The 16,359-nt window shown below is 29.0% G+C and carries 18 protein-coding genes; 13 read left to right on the top strand and 5 right to left on the bottom strand.

Features of this window, described 5'->3' with window-relative positions:
* Nucleotides 1–41 precede the first annotated feature (41 nt).
* From fsa to PG913_RS04085, 3 genes are all read left to right on the top strand, one after another.
* Complete coding sequence (fsa, locus tag PG913_RS04075; RefSeq protein ID WP_271231734.1) at nt 42–695, top strand: fructose-6-phosphate aldolase; 654 nt, start codon at nt 42–44, stop codon at nt 693–695.
* 206 nt (nt 696–901) lie between these two features.
* On the top strand, nt 902–2,554 hold the full coding sequence (menD, locus tag PG913_RS04080) for a 2-succinyl-5-enolpyruvyl-6-hydroxy-3-cyclohexene-1-carboxylic-acid synthase (RefSeq protein WP_271231735.1): 1,653 nt from the start codon (nt 902–904) through the stop codon (nt 2,552–2,554).
* Between the two features lies 1 nt (nt 2,555).
* Entirely contained in the window at nt 2,556–3,005 is a 450-nt protein-coding gene (locus tag PG913_RS04085) for a S1 RNA-binding domain-containing protein (protein WP_271231736.1), read from the top strand.
* A 79-nt stretch (nt 3,006–3,084) separates the two neighbouring features.
* Here the strand turns inward: PG913_RS04085 and PG913_RS04090 are convergent, their stop codons facing one another.
* Nucleotides 3,085–4,347 (bottom strand): alpha/beta hydrolase, encoded by a 1,263-nt coding sequence (locus tag PG913_RS04090; protein WP_271231737.1) that lies wholly within the window; start codon nt 4,345–4,347, stop codon nt 3,085–3,087.
* A 93-nt stretch (nt 4,348–4,440) separates the two neighbouring features.
* Here PG913_RS04090 and PG913_RS04095 point away from each other — a divergent pair, with 93 nt between their 5' ends.
* The 10 genes from PG913_RS04095 to PG913_RS04135 all read left to right on the top strand — a co-directional run bounded on the left by PG913_RS04095 (nt 4,441) and on the right by PG913_RS04135 (nt 11,688).
* Nucleotides 4,441–5,280 carry a 1,4-dihydroxy-2-naphthoyl-CoA synthase gene (locus tag PG913_RS04095; RefSeq protein ID WP_271231738.1) on the top strand — a complete coding sequence of 280 codons (840 nt, stop codon included), beginning with the start codon at nt 4,441–4,443 and terminating at the stop codon, nt 5,278–5,280.
* An 86-nt stretch (nt 5,281–5,366) separates the two neighbouring features.
* On the top strand, nt 5,367–5,975 hold the full coding sequence (locus PG913_RS04100) for a fumarylacetoacetate hydrolase family protein (protein ID WP_271231739.1): 609 nt from the start codon (nt 5,367–5,369) through the stop codon (nt 5,973–5,975).
* Nucleotides 5,976–6,017: 42 nt separating this feature from the next.
* Nucleotides 6,018–7,265: a CinA family nicotinamide mononucleotide deamidase-related protein gene (locus PG913_RS04105; protein WP_271231740.1), complete on the top strand. Its 1,248-nt coding sequence runs from the start codon at nt 6,018–6,020 to the stop codon at nt 7,263–7,265.
* 215 nt (nt 7,266–7,480) lie between these two features.
* On the top strand, nt 7,481–7,720 hold the full coding sequence (gene rpmB, locus PG913_RS04110; RefSeq protein ID WP_101917051.1) for a 50S ribosomal protein L28: 240 nt from the start codon (nt 7,481–7,483) through the stop codon (nt 7,718–7,720).
* A 27-nt stretch (nt 7,721–7,747) separates the two neighbouring features.
* On the top strand, nt 7,748–7,930 hold the full coding sequence (rpmG, locus tag PG913_RS04115) for a 50S ribosomal protein L33 (RefSeq protein WP_028887391.1): 183 nt from the start codon (nt 7,748–7,750) through the stop codon (nt 7,928–7,930).
* A gap of 38 nt (nt 7,931–7,968) precedes the next feature.
* Nucleotides 7,969–8,121, top strand: a complete 153-nt coding sequence (locus tag PG913_RS04120) for a DUF4295 domain-containing protein (RefSeq protein ID WP_101915823.1) — start codon at nt 7,969–7,971, stop codon at nt 8,119–8,121.
* A 238-nt stretch (nt 8,122–8,359) separates the two neighbouring features.
* Nucleotides 8,360–9,313: a signal recognition particle-docking protein FtsY gene (ftsY, locus tag PG913_RS04125; RefSeq protein WP_271231741.1), complete on the top strand. Its 954-nt coding sequence runs from the start codon at nt 8,360–8,362 to the stop codon at nt 9,311–9,313.
* A gap of 200 nt (nt 9,314–9,513) precedes the next feature.
* Nucleotides 9,514–10,875: a 30S ribosomal protein S12 methylthiotransferase RimO gene (rimO, locus tag PG913_RS04130; RefSeq protein ID WP_271231742.1), complete on the top strand. Its 1,362-nt coding sequence runs from the start codon at nt 9,514–9,516 to the stop codon at nt 10,873–10,875.
* Nucleotides 10,876–10,949: 74 nt separating this feature from the next.
* On the top strand, nt 10,950–11,099 hold the full coding sequence (locus PG913_RS12885) for a hypothetical protein (protein WP_333780791.1): 150 nt from the start codon (nt 10,950–10,952) through the stop codon (nt 11,097–11,099).
* 4 nt (nt 11,100–11,103) lie between these two features.
* The gene (locus tag PG913_RS04135) at nt 11,104–11,688 is read left to right on the top strand and encodes a Dph6-related ATP pyrophosphatase (protein WP_333780792.1); all 585 of its coding nucleotides are present in this window, start codon (nt 11,104–11,106) and stop codon (nt 11,686–11,688) included.
* 199 nt (nt 11,689–11,887) lie between these two features.
* Here the strand turns inward: PG913_RS04135 and PG913_RS04140 are convergent, their stop codons facing one another.
* The 4 genes from PG913_RS04140 to PG913_RS04155 all read right to left on the bottom strand — a co-directional run bounded on the left by PG913_RS04140 (nt 11,888) and on the right by PG913_RS04155 (nt 16,274).
* Entirely contained in the window at nt 11,888–12,277 is a 390-nt protein-coding gene (locus PG913_RS04140; RefSeq protein ID WP_271231743.1) for a DUF6122 family protein, read from the bottom strand.
* Between the two features lie 7 nt (nt 12,278–12,284).
* Complete coding sequence (locus tag PG913_RS04145; protein ID WP_271232128.1) at nt 12,285–13,046, bottom strand: TIGR02757 family protein; 762 nt, start codon at nt 13,044–13,046, stop codon at nt 12,285–12,287.
* 8 nt (nt 13,047–13,054) lie between these two features.
* On the bottom strand, nt 13,055–13,717 hold the full coding sequence (locus PG913_RS04150) for an ABC transporter ATP-binding protein (protein WP_271231744.1): 663 nt from the start codon (nt 13,715–13,717) through the stop codon (nt 13,055–13,057).
* A 91-nt stretch (nt 13,718–13,808) separates the two neighbouring features.
* A complete protein-coding gene (locus PG913_RS04155; RefSeq protein WP_271231745.1) occupies nt 13,809–16,274 on the bottom strand; it encodes a DUF5916 domain-containing protein in 2,466 nt (821 codons plus the stop codon).
* Between the last annotated feature and the right edge of the window lie 85 nt (nt 16,275–16,359).

Raw genomic sequence — 16,359 nt, forward strand, 5'->3', positions numbered from 1 at the left:
TTTTTAATTCAAGTTAATTTAACCACATAACATATATACAGATGAAATTTTTTATTGATACAGCGAATTTAGAGCAAATTAAAGAAGCACAAGCTTTAGGTATTTTAGACGGTGTAACAACCAATCCATCTTTAATGGCAAAAGAAGGAATTACAGGACAAGAAAACATTATCAACCATTACAAAGCTATTTGTGAATTGGTAGAAGGCGATGTTTCTGCTGAGGTTATTTCAACCGATTTTGAAGGGATGGTAAAAGAAGGAGAAGCTTTAGCAGCTTTAAACCCTCAAATTGTTGTGAAATTACCAATGATTAAAGACGGAATTAAGGCGTGTAAATATTTTTCTGATAAAGGAATTAAAACAAACGTAACTTTAGTGTTTTCTGCGGGTCAGGCGTTATTAGCTGCCAAAGCAGGAGCAACTTATGTTTCGCCATTTATTGGTCGCTTAGATGATATTTCTACTGATGGATTAAATTTAATATCAGAAATTAGAACTATTTATGATAATTATAGTTTTGAAACACAAATTTTAGCAGCGTCTGTACGTCATACAATGCATATTATTGATTGTGCTAAATTAGGTTCTGATGTAATGACAGGTCCTTTAAGTGCTATCGAAGGTTTATTAAGACACCCTTTAACAGATAGTGGTTTAGCTAAGTTTTTAGCAGATTATCAAAAAGGAAACTAATAAATTTAGTTGCTTAGTTATTAAAAAAATAATTAGAAGCTATTTCCTGCTTTACACTATATCTTTTTGCCGAAAAAAGCAAAAAGGATGCCGTTTCAATCAGGGCTAGGCTACCAACTAAATTTGGTGAATTAGAAGAATACAGAACTCCAAATTAATATGATTTGGAGTTTCCTTTCATAAAATAATGAATTATTAAAAATTTTATGTATCCAAAAAAAGAACTTGCGCAATTAGTTATTTCGGCATGTCATCAATTTAATATTGATACTGTTGTTATTTCTCCAGGATCAAGAAACGCTCCGTTAACGATTGGTTTTGTAAATCATCCAGATATAGAAACTTTGAGTGTTGTTGATGAGCGTTGTGCTGCTTTTTTTGCTATGGGAATTGCACAACAGAAGCAAAAACCTGTAGCAATGATTTGTTCTTCAGGTTCGGCATTGTTAAATTATTATCCCGCGATAGCGGAGGCTTTTTATAGTAATATTCCGTTAGTGGTTATTTCTGCGGATAGACCCAAACATTTAATTGATATTGGCGATGGACAAACTATTCGTCAAGAAAATGTATTTGAAAATCATATTTTATTTTCGGCTAATTTAATAGAAGCTGAAAATCAATTAATAAATAATACAAATTTATTAAATGAAGCTTTGCAAAACGCTGTGTTTAAAAAAGGCCCTATACATATAAATGTTCCTTTTGATGAGCCTTTGTATGAAACTATTGATACATTAAAAAAGTTTGATTTTCCAAGTATTATTAAAACAGCATCAGAACCTTTTGTTGATTATCAAAAATTATCAGAAATTTGGAATTCATCTTCTAAAAAAATGATTTTAGTAGGAAGTAATTTTCCTGATGAATCATTACAAGAAATTTTAAATGAATTTGCAATAGATGAATCGGTTTTAATTTTAACAGAAACGACATCAAATTTATATCATCCGAAATTTATAAATGCAATTGATAAACTGATTTTTCCGTTAACGAAAACTGATTTTACAACTTTTAAACCTGAAGTATTAATTACTTTAGGAGGGATGGTTATTTCTAAAAAAATAAAACAAATTTTAAGAAAGGCTAAACCATTACATCATTGGCATATTGATTTATTTAAAGCGATGGATACGTATCAATGTTTATCTGAATTTATTCAAGAAAAACCAGTAGTTTTTTTAGATAAATTAATTATTGAAACTCAAAAATCAGTAAGTAAGTATCAGCAAAATTGGTTAAAAATAAATCAAGAAAGAGAAATACAGCATAAAAATTATTTAGAAGTTTGTGAATATTCCGATTTAAAAGCTTTCGAAGCTATTTTAAAAGTTATACCAAATTATTCTCAGCTTCAAATAAGTAATAGTTCAATTATTAGATATTCTCAGTTATTTAATTTAAATAATACATTACGTGTTTTTTGCAATAGAGGAACTAGTGGAATTGACGGTAGTACAAGTACCGCTATTGGAGCAGCATTTGTAGATAAACAACAAACTACTTTTATAACAGGTGATTTAAGTTTTTTTTATGATAGTAACGCTTTATGGAATACCAATATTAAAACTAATTTTAGAATTATTATTTTAAATAATGCTGGTGGCGGAATTTTTAGATTTATTCCTGGTCCGTTAACAACAAATGCAGCAAATTATTTTGAAACACCACATAGTTTAACGGCACAGCATTTGTCAAAAATGCATGGGTTTGATTACATTGCTGTTTCAAATTTAGAAGAATTAACAATAGGATTGAACGATTTTTATACAAAATCAGCACAACCAAAAATAATGGAGATATTTACTCCGAAAGAAATAAATGACGTAGTTTTAAAAAACTATTTTAAAAATTTATAAAATGGAATTACAAGAAGGATTAGAAGAAAATTCACAAGATGGGTTACAAGAAGGAGATCAGGTAAATTTGAAAATAGTTGAGCAAACTCCATTAGGATATAATGTTTTAATTGATGATGAATTTGACGGTTTATTATTTAATAGTGAAGTGTATCAAGATATAGAAGAAGGTATGGAAACATACGGATATGTAAAGAAAATAAGAGAAGATGGTAAAATAGATGTGTCTATACGTCCACAAGGTTTTAGAAATGTAATTGATACTGATGCCGATGTTATTTTACGTAAATTAGATGAAAAAGGTTATTTAATGCTAACTGATAAAAGTTCGCCGGAATCAATTAAATTCCGTTTACAAATGAGTAAAAAGGCATTTAAAAGAGCTATTGGTGGCTTATATAAAGATAAAAAAATCGAATTAAAATCAGATAGAATTGAGTTAATAAAGTAATTTATTCTATTAAATTTTTAATTAAAAAAATCCGTTACTTATAAAGTAACGGATTTTTTTTTAGATAAATAATTAAAAATTATTCTTCTTCTTCATTATTATCTTGATTTTCTTCTTGGTTCTCATCAAGGTTTTCTTCAGGATTTTCATCAGGAAGAATTTCATCTTTTGGTTGGCTTTCTTTTAAACTATTTACACGTTTAATATTTTCGTAAAAAGCATTTGCATTAGGGTCAGAAGGATTCATTTTCCCGTAAGCAGCTTTGTAGTAAAAATCAGCTCTTTCATAGTCTTTTCCTAATTCATAGTATTTTCCTACATAGAAATCTCCAATATGAGAATTCGGGTATTTTATCATTACAAAATCACCTAAAACACGTAAGTAATCACCGTCTTGTTTGTCGATAACAACTCCTTCAATAGCAAAAACATCATCTAACCGAACATTTAAATTTGATCCATATAAATATTGAATATCTAAATATTTTTGTTCTACATATTTAATAGCTTCTAAAGGATCTAAATCTTTAATTTTTGCATCAAATTCACTTTTAGTTATTTTGGCATATAAGTAAAACATTTTTTCAAAAGCTCTTGGAATTGTTTCTCCAATAACAGATAAGTGATTAGGTGCGTTTACAAATTTATCAAAAGTAATATGCAAATTTTTAGCTTCAAAAGAGGATAAGAAAGTTCCTATTTCGCTAAATCGATCATTTTGATTTTGGATAATATATTTTTCATTATTACTAGAATATAAAAAGTACGTATTATCTTTTTGACCTAGTCTTGCTAAAGAATACGATTGGATAGTACTCGCACTAAATTTAGTGAATTCAGGAGTAATACAGATAAATGAGTTAAATATAGGTTCAGCATCTTTTAAAAAGTAAGTGCTAAAAGTAGCAGCTTTTCCTTCGGCAGCTATTGTCATAAAAGGAGATGTTCGATAATTTAATTCCATGTAAGGAATTAATTCTTTTTTTATAAATTGTTGAAATTTTTTAGCACTAGCTGTTAATGCATTATTAGAAGGAACAATAGAAATATCTTTTTTGTAGGTTTTACCCATATCTATTCCTACTACTATTTGTCGAGGTGCTTTATCTGTATCTGCATAAAGTTTTGCATTTCCAACATACATATCAAAAAGATATTGATTACCTAGAACAATAGCTAAAGGATAACGAACTGTTTTATCCTTATCATAATTTTTAGGAATGTAAATTTTTACAGACCTACCTTTATTAAATAGGGTAGATTTAATATTTTGGGTAATTACTTTTTGCGAAAAAATGCTTATACTTATAAGTAAAGCTACTAAAAAAAATACTTGTTTCATAGGGGTATGTATTATATCGTTCAAATATAAAAAAGAAAAACAAAGTTATTGTGTTATTTTTGCTATAGTTAATAACGTTAACATTTAAGAAATATGATAAAACCTCAGTGGAAAGTTGTTAAAGAATATGAAGACATTACTTATAAGAAGTCGAATAATGTAGCTAGAATTGCTTTTAATAGACCTAATGTACGTAATGCTTTTAGACCAAATACAACTTCAGAATTATTAGATGCTTTTCAAGATGCACATGAAGATACTAATATTGGAGTAGTATTATTATCGGCAGAAGGTCCTTCTACAAAAGATGGAGTTTGGAGTTTTTGTTCTGGAGGTGATCAAAATGCACGTGGAGAAAAAGGATATGTAGGTAAAGATGGTTATCATCGTTTAAATATATTAGAGGTACAACGGTTAATTCGTTTTATGCCAAAAGCGGTTATTTGTGTAGTACCAGGTTGGGCAGTAGGTGGCGGACATAGTTTGCATGTTGTTTGCGATTTAACTTTAGCAAGTAAAGAACATGCTATTTTTAAACAAACGGATGCAGATGTAACTTCTTTTGATGCAGGATACGGATCAGCATATTTAGCTAAAATGGTCGGGCAGAAAAAAGCACGTGAAATTTTCTTTTTAGGAAGAAATTATTCTGCGCAAGAAGCATACGATATGGGAATGGTAAATGCTGTAATTCCTCATGATGAATTAGAACAAACTGCTTTTGATTGGGCTCAAGAGATTTTAGAGAAATCGCCAACATCAATAAAAATGTTAAAATTCGCTATGAATTTAACTGATGATGGTATGGTTGGTCAGCAAGTTTTTGCAGGAGAAGTTACTCGTTTGGCTTATATGACAGAAGAAGCAAAAGAAGGACGTGATGCTTTTTTAGAAAAAAGAAAACCAAATTTCCCTAAAACTTGGATACCATAATCAATTAATAAATTTTCAATGATGAATTACGAATTCTTATCTTTAAGAATTCGTAATTTTAAATTATTAATTCGTAATTAAAATAAATGAAAATAATTTGTATCGGGCGTAATTATGCCAAACATATTGAAGAGTTGGAAAATGAAAAACCAGAAAGTCCTGTTGTTTTTCTAAAACCAGATTCTGCAATTCTTCCAAAGAAAATGCCTTTTTTTATTCCACCTTTTTCTGATGATATTCATTATGAAGTTGAGGTTTTGGTAAAAATAAATAAGGTAGGAAAACATATATCGTCAAAATTTGCACATAAATATTATGATGAAATAGGTTTAGGAATCGATTTTACAGCAAGAGATGTACAAGCAAAGTGTAAAGAGAAAGGATTGCCTTGGGAAAAAGCAAAAGCTTTTGACGGTAGTGCAGTTATTGGTGCTTTTTATCCGAAGGAAGAATTCGATTTAAAGAGTATTTCTTTTCAATTACATAAAAACGATGAAGTTGTTCAAGATGGAAACTCTGAAACAATGCTTTGGAAAATTGATGAGTTAATTAGTTATGTATCGGAATATTTTACTTTGAAAAAAGGAGATGTTATTTTTACAGGAACGCCAGCAGGAGTTGGTAACGTAAAAGAAAACGATGTGTTAATAGGTGTTATTGAAGGAAAAGAGGCTTTTAATATTAAAATAAAATAAATATATCCCGCTTTTAGCGGGATTCTTTTTTAATGAAAATATATGAATGCAGAAATAATAACAATTGGAGATGAAATTCTGATAGGTCAAATTATTGATACAAACTCACAATGGATAGGTCAAGAATTAAATAAAATTGGAGTTTCGGTATATCAAATATCATCTATTCAAGATGAAAAACAGCATATATTAAATGCTTTAAAAGAAGCTGAAAGTAGAGCGGATATTGTAATTTTAACAGGTGGTTTAGGTCCAACGAAGGATGACATCACCAAAAAAACAATAGCCGAATATTTTAATGATGAAAAGGTTATTATATATGATGAAGTTATTAATCATATTAAAGAATTATTTGAAAAGATAAATCATCCTTATAATGAGGTTCAAAAATATCAAGCTGAATTACCATCAAAAGCAACTTTGTTGATGAATGAATTTGGTACAGCACCAGGAATGTGGTTTTTTGAAAATGATACTGTCTTTGTGTCATTACCTGGAGTGCCATATGAAATGAAAGGTTTAATGACAAACGAGGTATTACCTCGAATTCAGCAAAAATATAAACTTCCATTTATATTACATACTACAATTATGACAGTTGGCGTAGGTGAAACTGTTATTGCAGAAAGAATTGAAGAATGGGAAAATAATTTACCATCACATATAAAGTTAGCTTATTTACCATCTTTTGGAAAAGTTCGATTGCGAATTTCAGCAAAAGGAACTAATAAAAAAGTTATAGAAAAAGAAGTAGCTAGTAAAATAGCAACATTAAATACTTTAATTTCAGATGTAATTGTAGGTTTTGATACAGATGCATTAATAGAAAAAAGAGTAGGAGATTTATTAATCGCCAAAAATAAAACAGTAAGTACTGCCGAAAGTTTAACTGGCGGTAAAATTGCATCAAATTTAGTGTCAATAGCAGGTTCTTCGGTTTATTTTAAAGGAGGTTTAATAACTTATACTGCCGAATTAAAAGAACAATTATTAGGTGTTTCTAAAGAATTAATAGCCGAATTTACAGTAGTAAGTAGAGAAGTTGCTAAAGAAATGGCAGTTGGTTGTTTAAAAAAATTAAAAACAGATTATGCAATAGCTGTAACAGGTAATGCAGGTCCTACTACAGATAATACCGATAAAAGTGTAGGTGTAGTTTATATAGCTATTGCTACTATAAATAATGTAGAGGTACATGAGTTTAATTTTGGGCAACCACGAGAAAAAGTGATTAATAGAACAGTAACAAAAGCTTTAGAATTATTGATAGAAAATGTTGTGAAAAGCTAATAATTTTTTGTTTGAAAATAATTGTAAAAAAGTTATTAAGTATTTATTATTTTTTTGTAAATTTGCCGGCAGTTACGCTTCCAGTAGGTTAGATGCTTAACCTCAGTTAGAATACCAAAAATAATAACAATTTAAAAGAGAATTTTTTGCGCAATGAATATAAATGCGTAAATTTGCACCTCGTTTAGAAATAACACTAAAAAACTGTCAAGAAGATGTCTAGAGTTTGTGAACTTACAGGAAAAAAAGCAATGGTTGGGAACAATGTTTCTCACGCATTAAATAGAACTAAAAGAAAATTTAACGCTAATTTAATGACTAAGCGTTTCTTTATACCAGAAGAAGATAAGTGGATTACACTTAAAGTATCTGCTTCTGCATTAAAAAATATTAATAAAAAAGGAATCTCTGCTGTGATTAAAGACGCTAGAGAGAATGGTTTTTTAACTAAATAATTCCTTACTAGATAAAATTTCACAGAGATGGCAAAAAAAGGAAACAGAGTTCAGGTTATATTAGAATGTACTGAACACAAAGCAACTGGTAAACCAGGAACTTCACGTTATATTACTACAAAGAACAAAAAAAATACTCCTGATAGAATGGAATTAAAGAAATTTAATTCTATCTTAAAGAAGATGACAGTTCATAAAGAAATTAAATAATTAAAAGTTTTTTATAAACTTTAAATATCCCATAGAACATGGCAAAGAAATCAGTAGCATCGTTACAAACAGGAGCGAAAAGATTAACTAAAGCAATAAAAATGGTAAAGTCTCCAAAAACAGGAGCTTACACATTTGTTGGAGCTATTATGGATCCTGCACAAGTAAATGATTTTATCAAGAAAAATTAATACTTGTTTACAATTTTTAAAAAGCTATTTTCTTAGAAAGTAGCTTTTTTTTTGTGCCAAAAATTGATGTTGTTAAATTGTAATACTTTTATTTATTATTTTTGTTCCTTGTTATTTTTATGAAATATTAATAATGGCATTACTATTTAATATGAAAATAATTTTATAATGACAATTTGACCATATAATAAGTTTGGTATAGTTTTTACACTCTATAAAACGATTATAAAATTTAACCATGAGTTTTTTTAAGAAAATCTTCTCAAGAGAGAAAAAAGAAACATTAGATAAAGGACTAGAAAAAACTAAATCAAGTTTTTTTACGAAACTATCTAAAGCTGTTGCAGGGAAAACAAAAGTAGACGCTGCTGTTTTAGATAATTTAGAAGAAGTATTAGTTTCCTCTGATGTTGGTGTAGATACTACATTAAAAATTATTGATAGAATTGAAGCAAGAGTAGCTAAAGATAAATATGTTGGTACTGATGAATTAAATCAAATTCTTAGAGATGAGATTGCTGGTTTATTATCAGAAACAAACATAAAAGATGCTACCGAATTTACAGTTCCTGAAAAGAATAAACCACATGTAATTATGGTTGTTGGGGTAAATGGTGTTGGTAAAACAACTACTATTGGTAAATTAGCATCTCAGTTTAAAAAACAAGGATTGAATGTCGTTTTAGGTGCAGCAGATACCTTTAGAGCTGCAGCAATTGATCAGTTACAAATTTGGGCAGATAGAACTGATGTTCCTATTGTGCGTCAAGAAATGGGGTCTGATCCTGCTTCTGTAGCTTTTGATACTGTTACATCTGGTGTAAATCAAAATGCTGATGTTATTATTATTGATACAGCAGGTCGTTTACACAACAAAGTTAATTTAATGAATGAATTAACGAAGATTAAACGTGTAATGCAAAAAGTAATTCCAGATGCTCCGCATGAGGTATTATTGGTTTTAGATGGTTCAACAGGGCAGAATGCTTTTGAACAAGCCAGACAATTTACAAAAGCAACCGAAGTTACTTCTTTAGCGGTTACCAAATTAGATGGTACTGCAAAAGGTGGGGTTGTAATTGGTATTTCTGATCAATTTCAGATTCCTGTAAAATATATTGGAGTTGGTGAAGGAATTGACGATTTACAAGTATTTAATAAACATGAATTTGTTGATTCTTTTTTTAAATAAGAAACTTTAAAATATCATAAATAAAAAAACTTCCAATTTGGAGGTTTTTTTATTTATAACAGGATTTTACCTTATTTAAAATCATTATAAAATTAGGTTCTAAAACGGCGCTATGTATAAAATATTGATTTACTTATAAAAAACAATATGTAAAATCTTTATTTAAACTGTATATTTGCAACCTAAATTTTTATAGTATAATGCGCACAAAATCACCAAAACAGAATAAAATCAACGTAGTTACTTTAGGATGTTCTAAAAACATTTACGATAGTGAAGTGTTAATGGGACAATTAAAAGCCAATGGTAAAAATGTGGTTCATGAAGATCCTGAAGATGATGGTAACATTGTTGTTATCAATACCTGTGGTTTTATAGGAAAGGCAAAAGAAGAAAGTATTGATACTATTTTACACTACGCACAACGTAAAGAAGCTGGTGAAATAGACAAAGTATTTGTTTCTGGTTGTTTAAGTGAACGTTATAAGCCCGATTTAGAAGCTGAAATTAAAAATGTAGATCAGTATTTTGGTACGCATGAATTACCTGAATTATTAAAAGTATTAGAAGCTGATTATAAGCACGAATTAATTGGTGAGCGTTTAACAACGACACCAAAACATTATGCTTATTTAAAAATTGCTGAAGGTTGTGATCGTCCTTGTTCTTTTTGTGCAATTCCTTTAATGAGAGGTAAACATAAATCGACTCCGATTGAAGATATTATTATTGAAGCTACAAAATTAGCCGAAAAAGGAATTAAAGAATTGATGCTAATTGCTCAAGATTTAACCTATTACGGATTAGATATTTATAAAAAACGTGCTTTAGCTGATTTATTAAAAGAATTAGTAAAAGTTGATGGAATTGAGTGGATTCGTTTACATTATGCTTTTCCTTCAGGTTTTCCTATGGATGTGTTAGATGTAATGAGAGATGAACCTAAAGTTTGTAATTATTTAGATATTCCGTTACAGCATATTAATACCGAAATTTTAAAATCGATGAAGCGTGGTACTACTCACGAAAAAACAACTTCATTAATTCATAAATTTAGAGAAGCTGTACCAAATATGGCTATTAGAACTACTTTAATTGTTGGTTATCCTGGTGAAACAGAAGAACAATTTGAAGAGTTAAAAGAATGGGTTGAAGAAATGCGTTTCGAAAGAATGGGAGCTTTTGAATATTCTCATGAAGAAAATACAGGTGCTTTTGTTTTAGAAGATGATGTTCCTGCAGATGTAAAATTCCGAAGAGTAAACGAAATTATGGAGGTTCAATCTCAAATTTCTTGGGAATTAAATCAAGCTAAAATTGGTAAAACTTTCCGTTGTTTATTTGATAGAAAAGATGGTGAATATTTTTACGGTCGTACAGAATTTGATTCGCCAGATGTTGATAATGATGTAATTGTAGATGCTACAAAACACTATATTAAATTAGGAGAATTTATCGATATTAAAATTGATGAAGCTGGTGATTTTGACTTATACGGAACTCCGTTAGTGAAGCAAGAAAAACCAATGAGCTTAAATCAGAAGAAAAAAATAAATCATTAATAAACTTATTTTAAAATATAAAAATCCTGCTTTTAGCGGGATTTTTTATGTTTTAAATTCTATAATTTAGCCTTATGAAAAAAGCATATTTTAATTGGAGTTCAGGGAAAGATTCGGCATTTGCATTATATAAAATATTACAGCAAAAAGAATATCAAATAGAAAAATTAATAACCAATGTAAATGAAGATTATCAACGTGTTTCTATGCACGGACTTCACTGAAAATTTGTTAGACGCGCAAGCAAAAAGTATTAATATTCCTTTAGAAAAAATATATTTTCCTGCGGATGTTACCATGGATTTATATAACAAAAAAATGAAAGCTAAAACTGATGAGTTAAAATCATTAGGACTTAATTATGCTGTTTTTGGTGATATATTTTTAGAAGATTTAAAAAAATATAGAGATTCGAAATTACAAGAAGTAGGAATTACAGGTGTATATCCGCTTTGGAAACAAGATACTAAAACGTTACTTAGAGAATTTTTAGCTCTTGGATTTAAAACAATAACAGTTTGTGTAAATGCAAAATTATTAGGAGAAGAGTTTGTTGGTAGAATTATTGATGAAGACTTTATTAACGAATTACCAGATGGTGTTGATGTTTGTGGAGAAAATGGAGAGTTTCATACTTTTTGTTATGATGGACCTATTTTTAAAAATCCGATTGAATTTGAAATAGGTGAGAAAGTTTTAAAATCATATACATTAAATAAAGACGATTCTCAAAATTGTCATACAAATACTAAAGAAAAGGTTAAAAATTATGATACTAGTTTTTGGTATTGTGATTTAGTTTTAAAAGAATAAGAGCCTGTTTAAAAATTAAATAAACTGTCAGTTCGAGTGTTTTTTTTCCTTCAAAAAAAATGTGTCGAGAACTTTTTAGCATCATTAAAAGATGTATCATAGGTTTTTAGCCCCGATTGAAGCAATTGTTTGAGCTCTTTTTTTGATTTTTCTTCAAAAAAAAGCGAGTGCGGAAAGCGGGATTAGCTTCAAATAATTTTTATAATACCCTAAAAAAACTTGTTATTTGTTTTAAAATAGGTTCGGCAGGTGTGTTAATATAGCATTGTTTACAGTTATTGTACATGAATAAACAGTCGATTAAATCGGTAAACATATGCAGTAAAAGCCCTAAACCAATAATGTTATAAGGCTTTTTTAAGAATAATAATACTACGTAAATTAGCGTGGCATAATAGGTGTGTAGTGGGTGAAAACCAAAACTGCACCTGTTTGCTTGAAATATTGGAGTAGAAAGTAGGTGATCTAAATCGACAAGCATAGTGCTTATTAAAATAAGTGCTATGTTTATCCAGTTTTTATTGAAAAAGAAATAAGCGATTAAAATAGGGAATCCGAAATGTAAAAAGTAATGTGTAAATGTTTGCATTTTTTACTTAAAATTTTTCAAAAACACCTAATCCAAATAATGCGAAATCATATTTTACAGGGTCTTTTTTATCAAATTTTCGTAAAGTGATATCTAATTCTGATAAAGCTTTCCAATCGTTTTGTTTTCTTGTTAAAATTTCTAATTTACGAGCAACATTTCCTGAATGAACATCTAACGGACAGTGCAAGTGAGCAGGATTGTGAGTTTTCCAAATACCTAAATCTACACCAGTTTTATCGTTTCGAACCATCCAGCGTAAAAACATATTTATGCGTTTTGAAGCCGAACCTTTTAAAGGATCAGAAACATGTTTTAAAGTTCTTTTTTGATGTGGAATTTCAAAAAATATTTGTTTGAAATTATGAATAGCTAATTGATAATTATCTGTATTATTTGTTGATAAAACTGCTTCTAATCCGTTGTGATTTTGATAAATGTTTTTAAGCGATTTAATAAACTGTCTAAAATCATCAGCATTAAAAGTACGATGTACAAATCCATCAAAAGAAGCTAAATCATCTTCGGTATGATTCATAACAAAATCATAAGGAGAATTACCAAGTAACTCAACCATTTTTAAAGAATTTCGGATAATCATTTTACGATTTCCCCAAGCAATTGTAGCCGATAAAAAACCAGCTATTTCAATATCTTGTTTTAAAGAAAATTGATGCGGAATTTGAATAGGGTCACTTTCAATAAAATCAGGATTATTGTATTTTATTACTTTTTCGTCTAAAAATTCTTTGAGTTCAGTTTTATTCATCATAAAAATTATTCAATAATAATTCCATCTTTCATTGTTAAAGTGCGGTCTGCCATTTCGGCTAATTCTTTGTTGTGTGTGACCAAAACAAATGTTTGTCCGAATTTATCACGAAGTTCAAAAAATAATTTATGTAAATTTTCTGCAGATGTAGAATCTAAATTTCCAGAAGGTTCATCAGCAAAAATAACAGCTGGTTCGTTAATTAAAGCTCTTGCAACGGCAACACGTTGTTGTTCTCCACCAGAAAGTTCGTTTGGTTTGTGGCTTTCTCTGTGTGATAATCCTAAGAAAGATAATAATTCTTTGGCTCTTTTTTCGGTTTCATTTTTTGATTTCCCACCGATAAAAGCAGGGATACATACGTTTTCGAGTGCCGTAAATTCAGGTAATAATTGATGAAATTGAAAAATGAATCCAATGTGTTTATTTCTAAAAGAAGAAATTTCTTTATCACTTAAACCTTTTACAGAAATGTTATTTAGCAGTAAATCACGGTTTTGAGTTTTTTGGGCAGTATCTAAAGTACCCAAAATTTGAAGTAATGTTGTTTTTCCTGCTCCAGAAGGACCAACAATAGCAACAATTTCTCCTTTTTTAATATGAAGATTTACTCCTTTTAAAATTTCAACATCACCATAGTATTTATGGATATTTTTAGCAACAATCATAGTTTTATTTTCAATGTAACGAATGTATAAAAAAGAAATCAGATAGTCTTTTTAAAGAGTATCTGATTTCAAAATATAGGTAAAGTTAGTTTTAAATTAATTTTTTGATATTATTATAATCAATAAAATAAACTAATCGAACGGAAAATGTATGTCGATTTGATTCTTTTAAAAGTGATTCTAAATTTTCTGAGAAATTTTGAGTAGCAATATCTGTATCATTAGAAATTGTATTTCTGTAAAAAGCAGTTAATTGACTACCTGGCGCAAATTGCCATAAATAATTGACATCAACATTCCAACTATTAAAATTTGTATGATGAATATCAGTATACTTACTTTCGATTAATTCTCCATTATTTTTATTTAAAGAGTAAAATTGGTCATGATAAGGAACTTTACTCCAATTATGTCTGAAAGATAAAGAAAGTGTCGATTTTGTATTAAAACTATATTTTCCTGTTAAAGAATTATTGAAGGTACTCCAATCTCTTTGACCAAAGATAATGTCATCTAAAAAAGGAGAAAGTTCAGGGTTTTCATCGATATCTTCTTGATTGATTTCATTTACAAAACCTTGCCCGTTATTAGTGTGTCCATATCTAAAAGCATAAACTAAAGAAAATTGATTATTAAAACGATATCTTGGAGAGATTTTAAAGCCATAATTTTCTTTTGGATTATTTTTGAAAAAAGAATACCTCCAGTCATAATCAATAGCAAATTTATTTCTGTAATCTGTAGACCCCCAATGACTAATACGTATTCTTTGTGGTCTTTTAAAGTGAACTCCACTTGTTGTACCTTGTCTAGGTTCGTTAAAATCTTTTCTAGTGCTATTATAATTTATACGTCCTCCAAAATCAAAACGTTTTATAGTTTGCGCACGAAAAGATATATTGGTATTAGTACCTGTATAAGTATTTGGTTTATGTAAAAAATTAACATTGTAAGATAGATTTACTCTATAGTTATTAAACATACCTTTTGGTTTTAATACACGATACTCTGTAAAGCCATATATTGCTTGTTCATTATTACTAAAAAGAATACCCATATCGTTAGGATTAAAATCTTTGTTTTTTAAGTTGTACCCAATTTCACCTCTCCAGTTCCCAGATTGCTTACCAATACTTGTATCAAAAGTATAACCTGTATTAGGGGCATCTTCATCATCATAAATATTACTCATTTTAAGAGAGCCATCTATATTATAAGTACTGCTTTTATTTTCTAAATGCCAAAGTAAACCTGTAACATTTGCATCTCTAAATCTTCCATCTCTAGTAACGTTTGTATTGATTAAAGTTACAGATGAATTTTGATTGAATTGCTGATCTAAAACTAAAATGTTATAATTAGAAAGTGGATTGATTATTTCCTTTCTAACTTCTTTTGTTGAGTTATTTTTAATGATAGCTTCTGTTTTACTAGTAACAGCATTAAAAAAACCGATACCTAAACCTTTTTTTGTTCTCCCAGAAATTTTTATAGCATTTAGCATTTGTACTTTTTCAGGCGAATCAATTAGTGTTTCTGTATCGTCATTTACAGAAGCATCATTTATTGGAGCACCTCCAATTCTACGAGAATAAAATAAGCGTCCTTTTGAAAAAAGTTCTGTTCCTTCTGTAAAAAATTGTCTTTGCTCTGAAAATTGTTGTTCAAAAGGACCTAAATTTAAGGTAACATTATCAAAAGCTGTTTGCCCAAAATCAGGAATTAAAGTAGCATCTAAAGTAAAATTTTCGGTAAGTCCATATTTTAAATCCATACCAACACTCCAATCAAAATCTGTTTTTCCTTCAAAAGAAGTTGTTGTTGCTGATGCATATGGGTAAAAATTTAAACGAGTAGGAGGTGTTATATTTTTAAAGTCTTCGACTAAACCGTCGTATTGTGTCCAGTTTCCTTGTGTATTATCAATAGGATTCCAAGTAAAACGGGCATTTAAATTTTTTATTTCTCGATGAAAATTAACTCCCCAAGATTGTATAGGACTATTTGAAAAACGTAACGCACGATACGGTATTTTCATTTCTACAGACCAATTATCGTTATTTATTTTAACAGCACTTCGCCAAACAGCATTCCAATTAAAGTCTTCATTACCTGTAGATACTTTCGAATCTGCCTGAACTCCTGAAGCTGTAACAATAAACATAGTTGGATTTTGTCCATCATCATTTGGATTAATCATCAATTGAAAAAAATCAGAATTACCAACAACATCTCTATTGTTAAATTCAGCAGGTATTTTAGATGGATTTGGAGTATACATTAAAGCACTTACATAAATAGCGTCATTATCATATACTAATTTAACTTCTGTTTTATGAGTACTTGGTTCGTTTTGTCCGTTTGTAGGACGTAACATTACAAAATCTTTAGCAATAGGAACTGTTTCCCATATTGATTCGTCTATAATTCCATCAATAACAGGCGGAGTTTTTATACGAGTTGCAGTTATTTTTTTTCTGTTTTTATTAATTTCTTGAGCTACAACTCCTTTAGATATAAATAGTATTAAAATTAGTAATGTTGTGGTTTTATACATAGTTGATAGTTAGCTTATATTTATTTGTAAAAATATTTATGATTTATACTTTTAAATCACAAATTAATGTTAATTACATAAAAAG

This window comes from Tenacibaculum pacificus (genome assembly GCF_027941775.1).
GTDB lineage: Bacteria > Bacteroidota > Bacteroidia > Flavobacteriales > Flavobacteriaceae > Polaribacter > Polaribacter pacificus_A.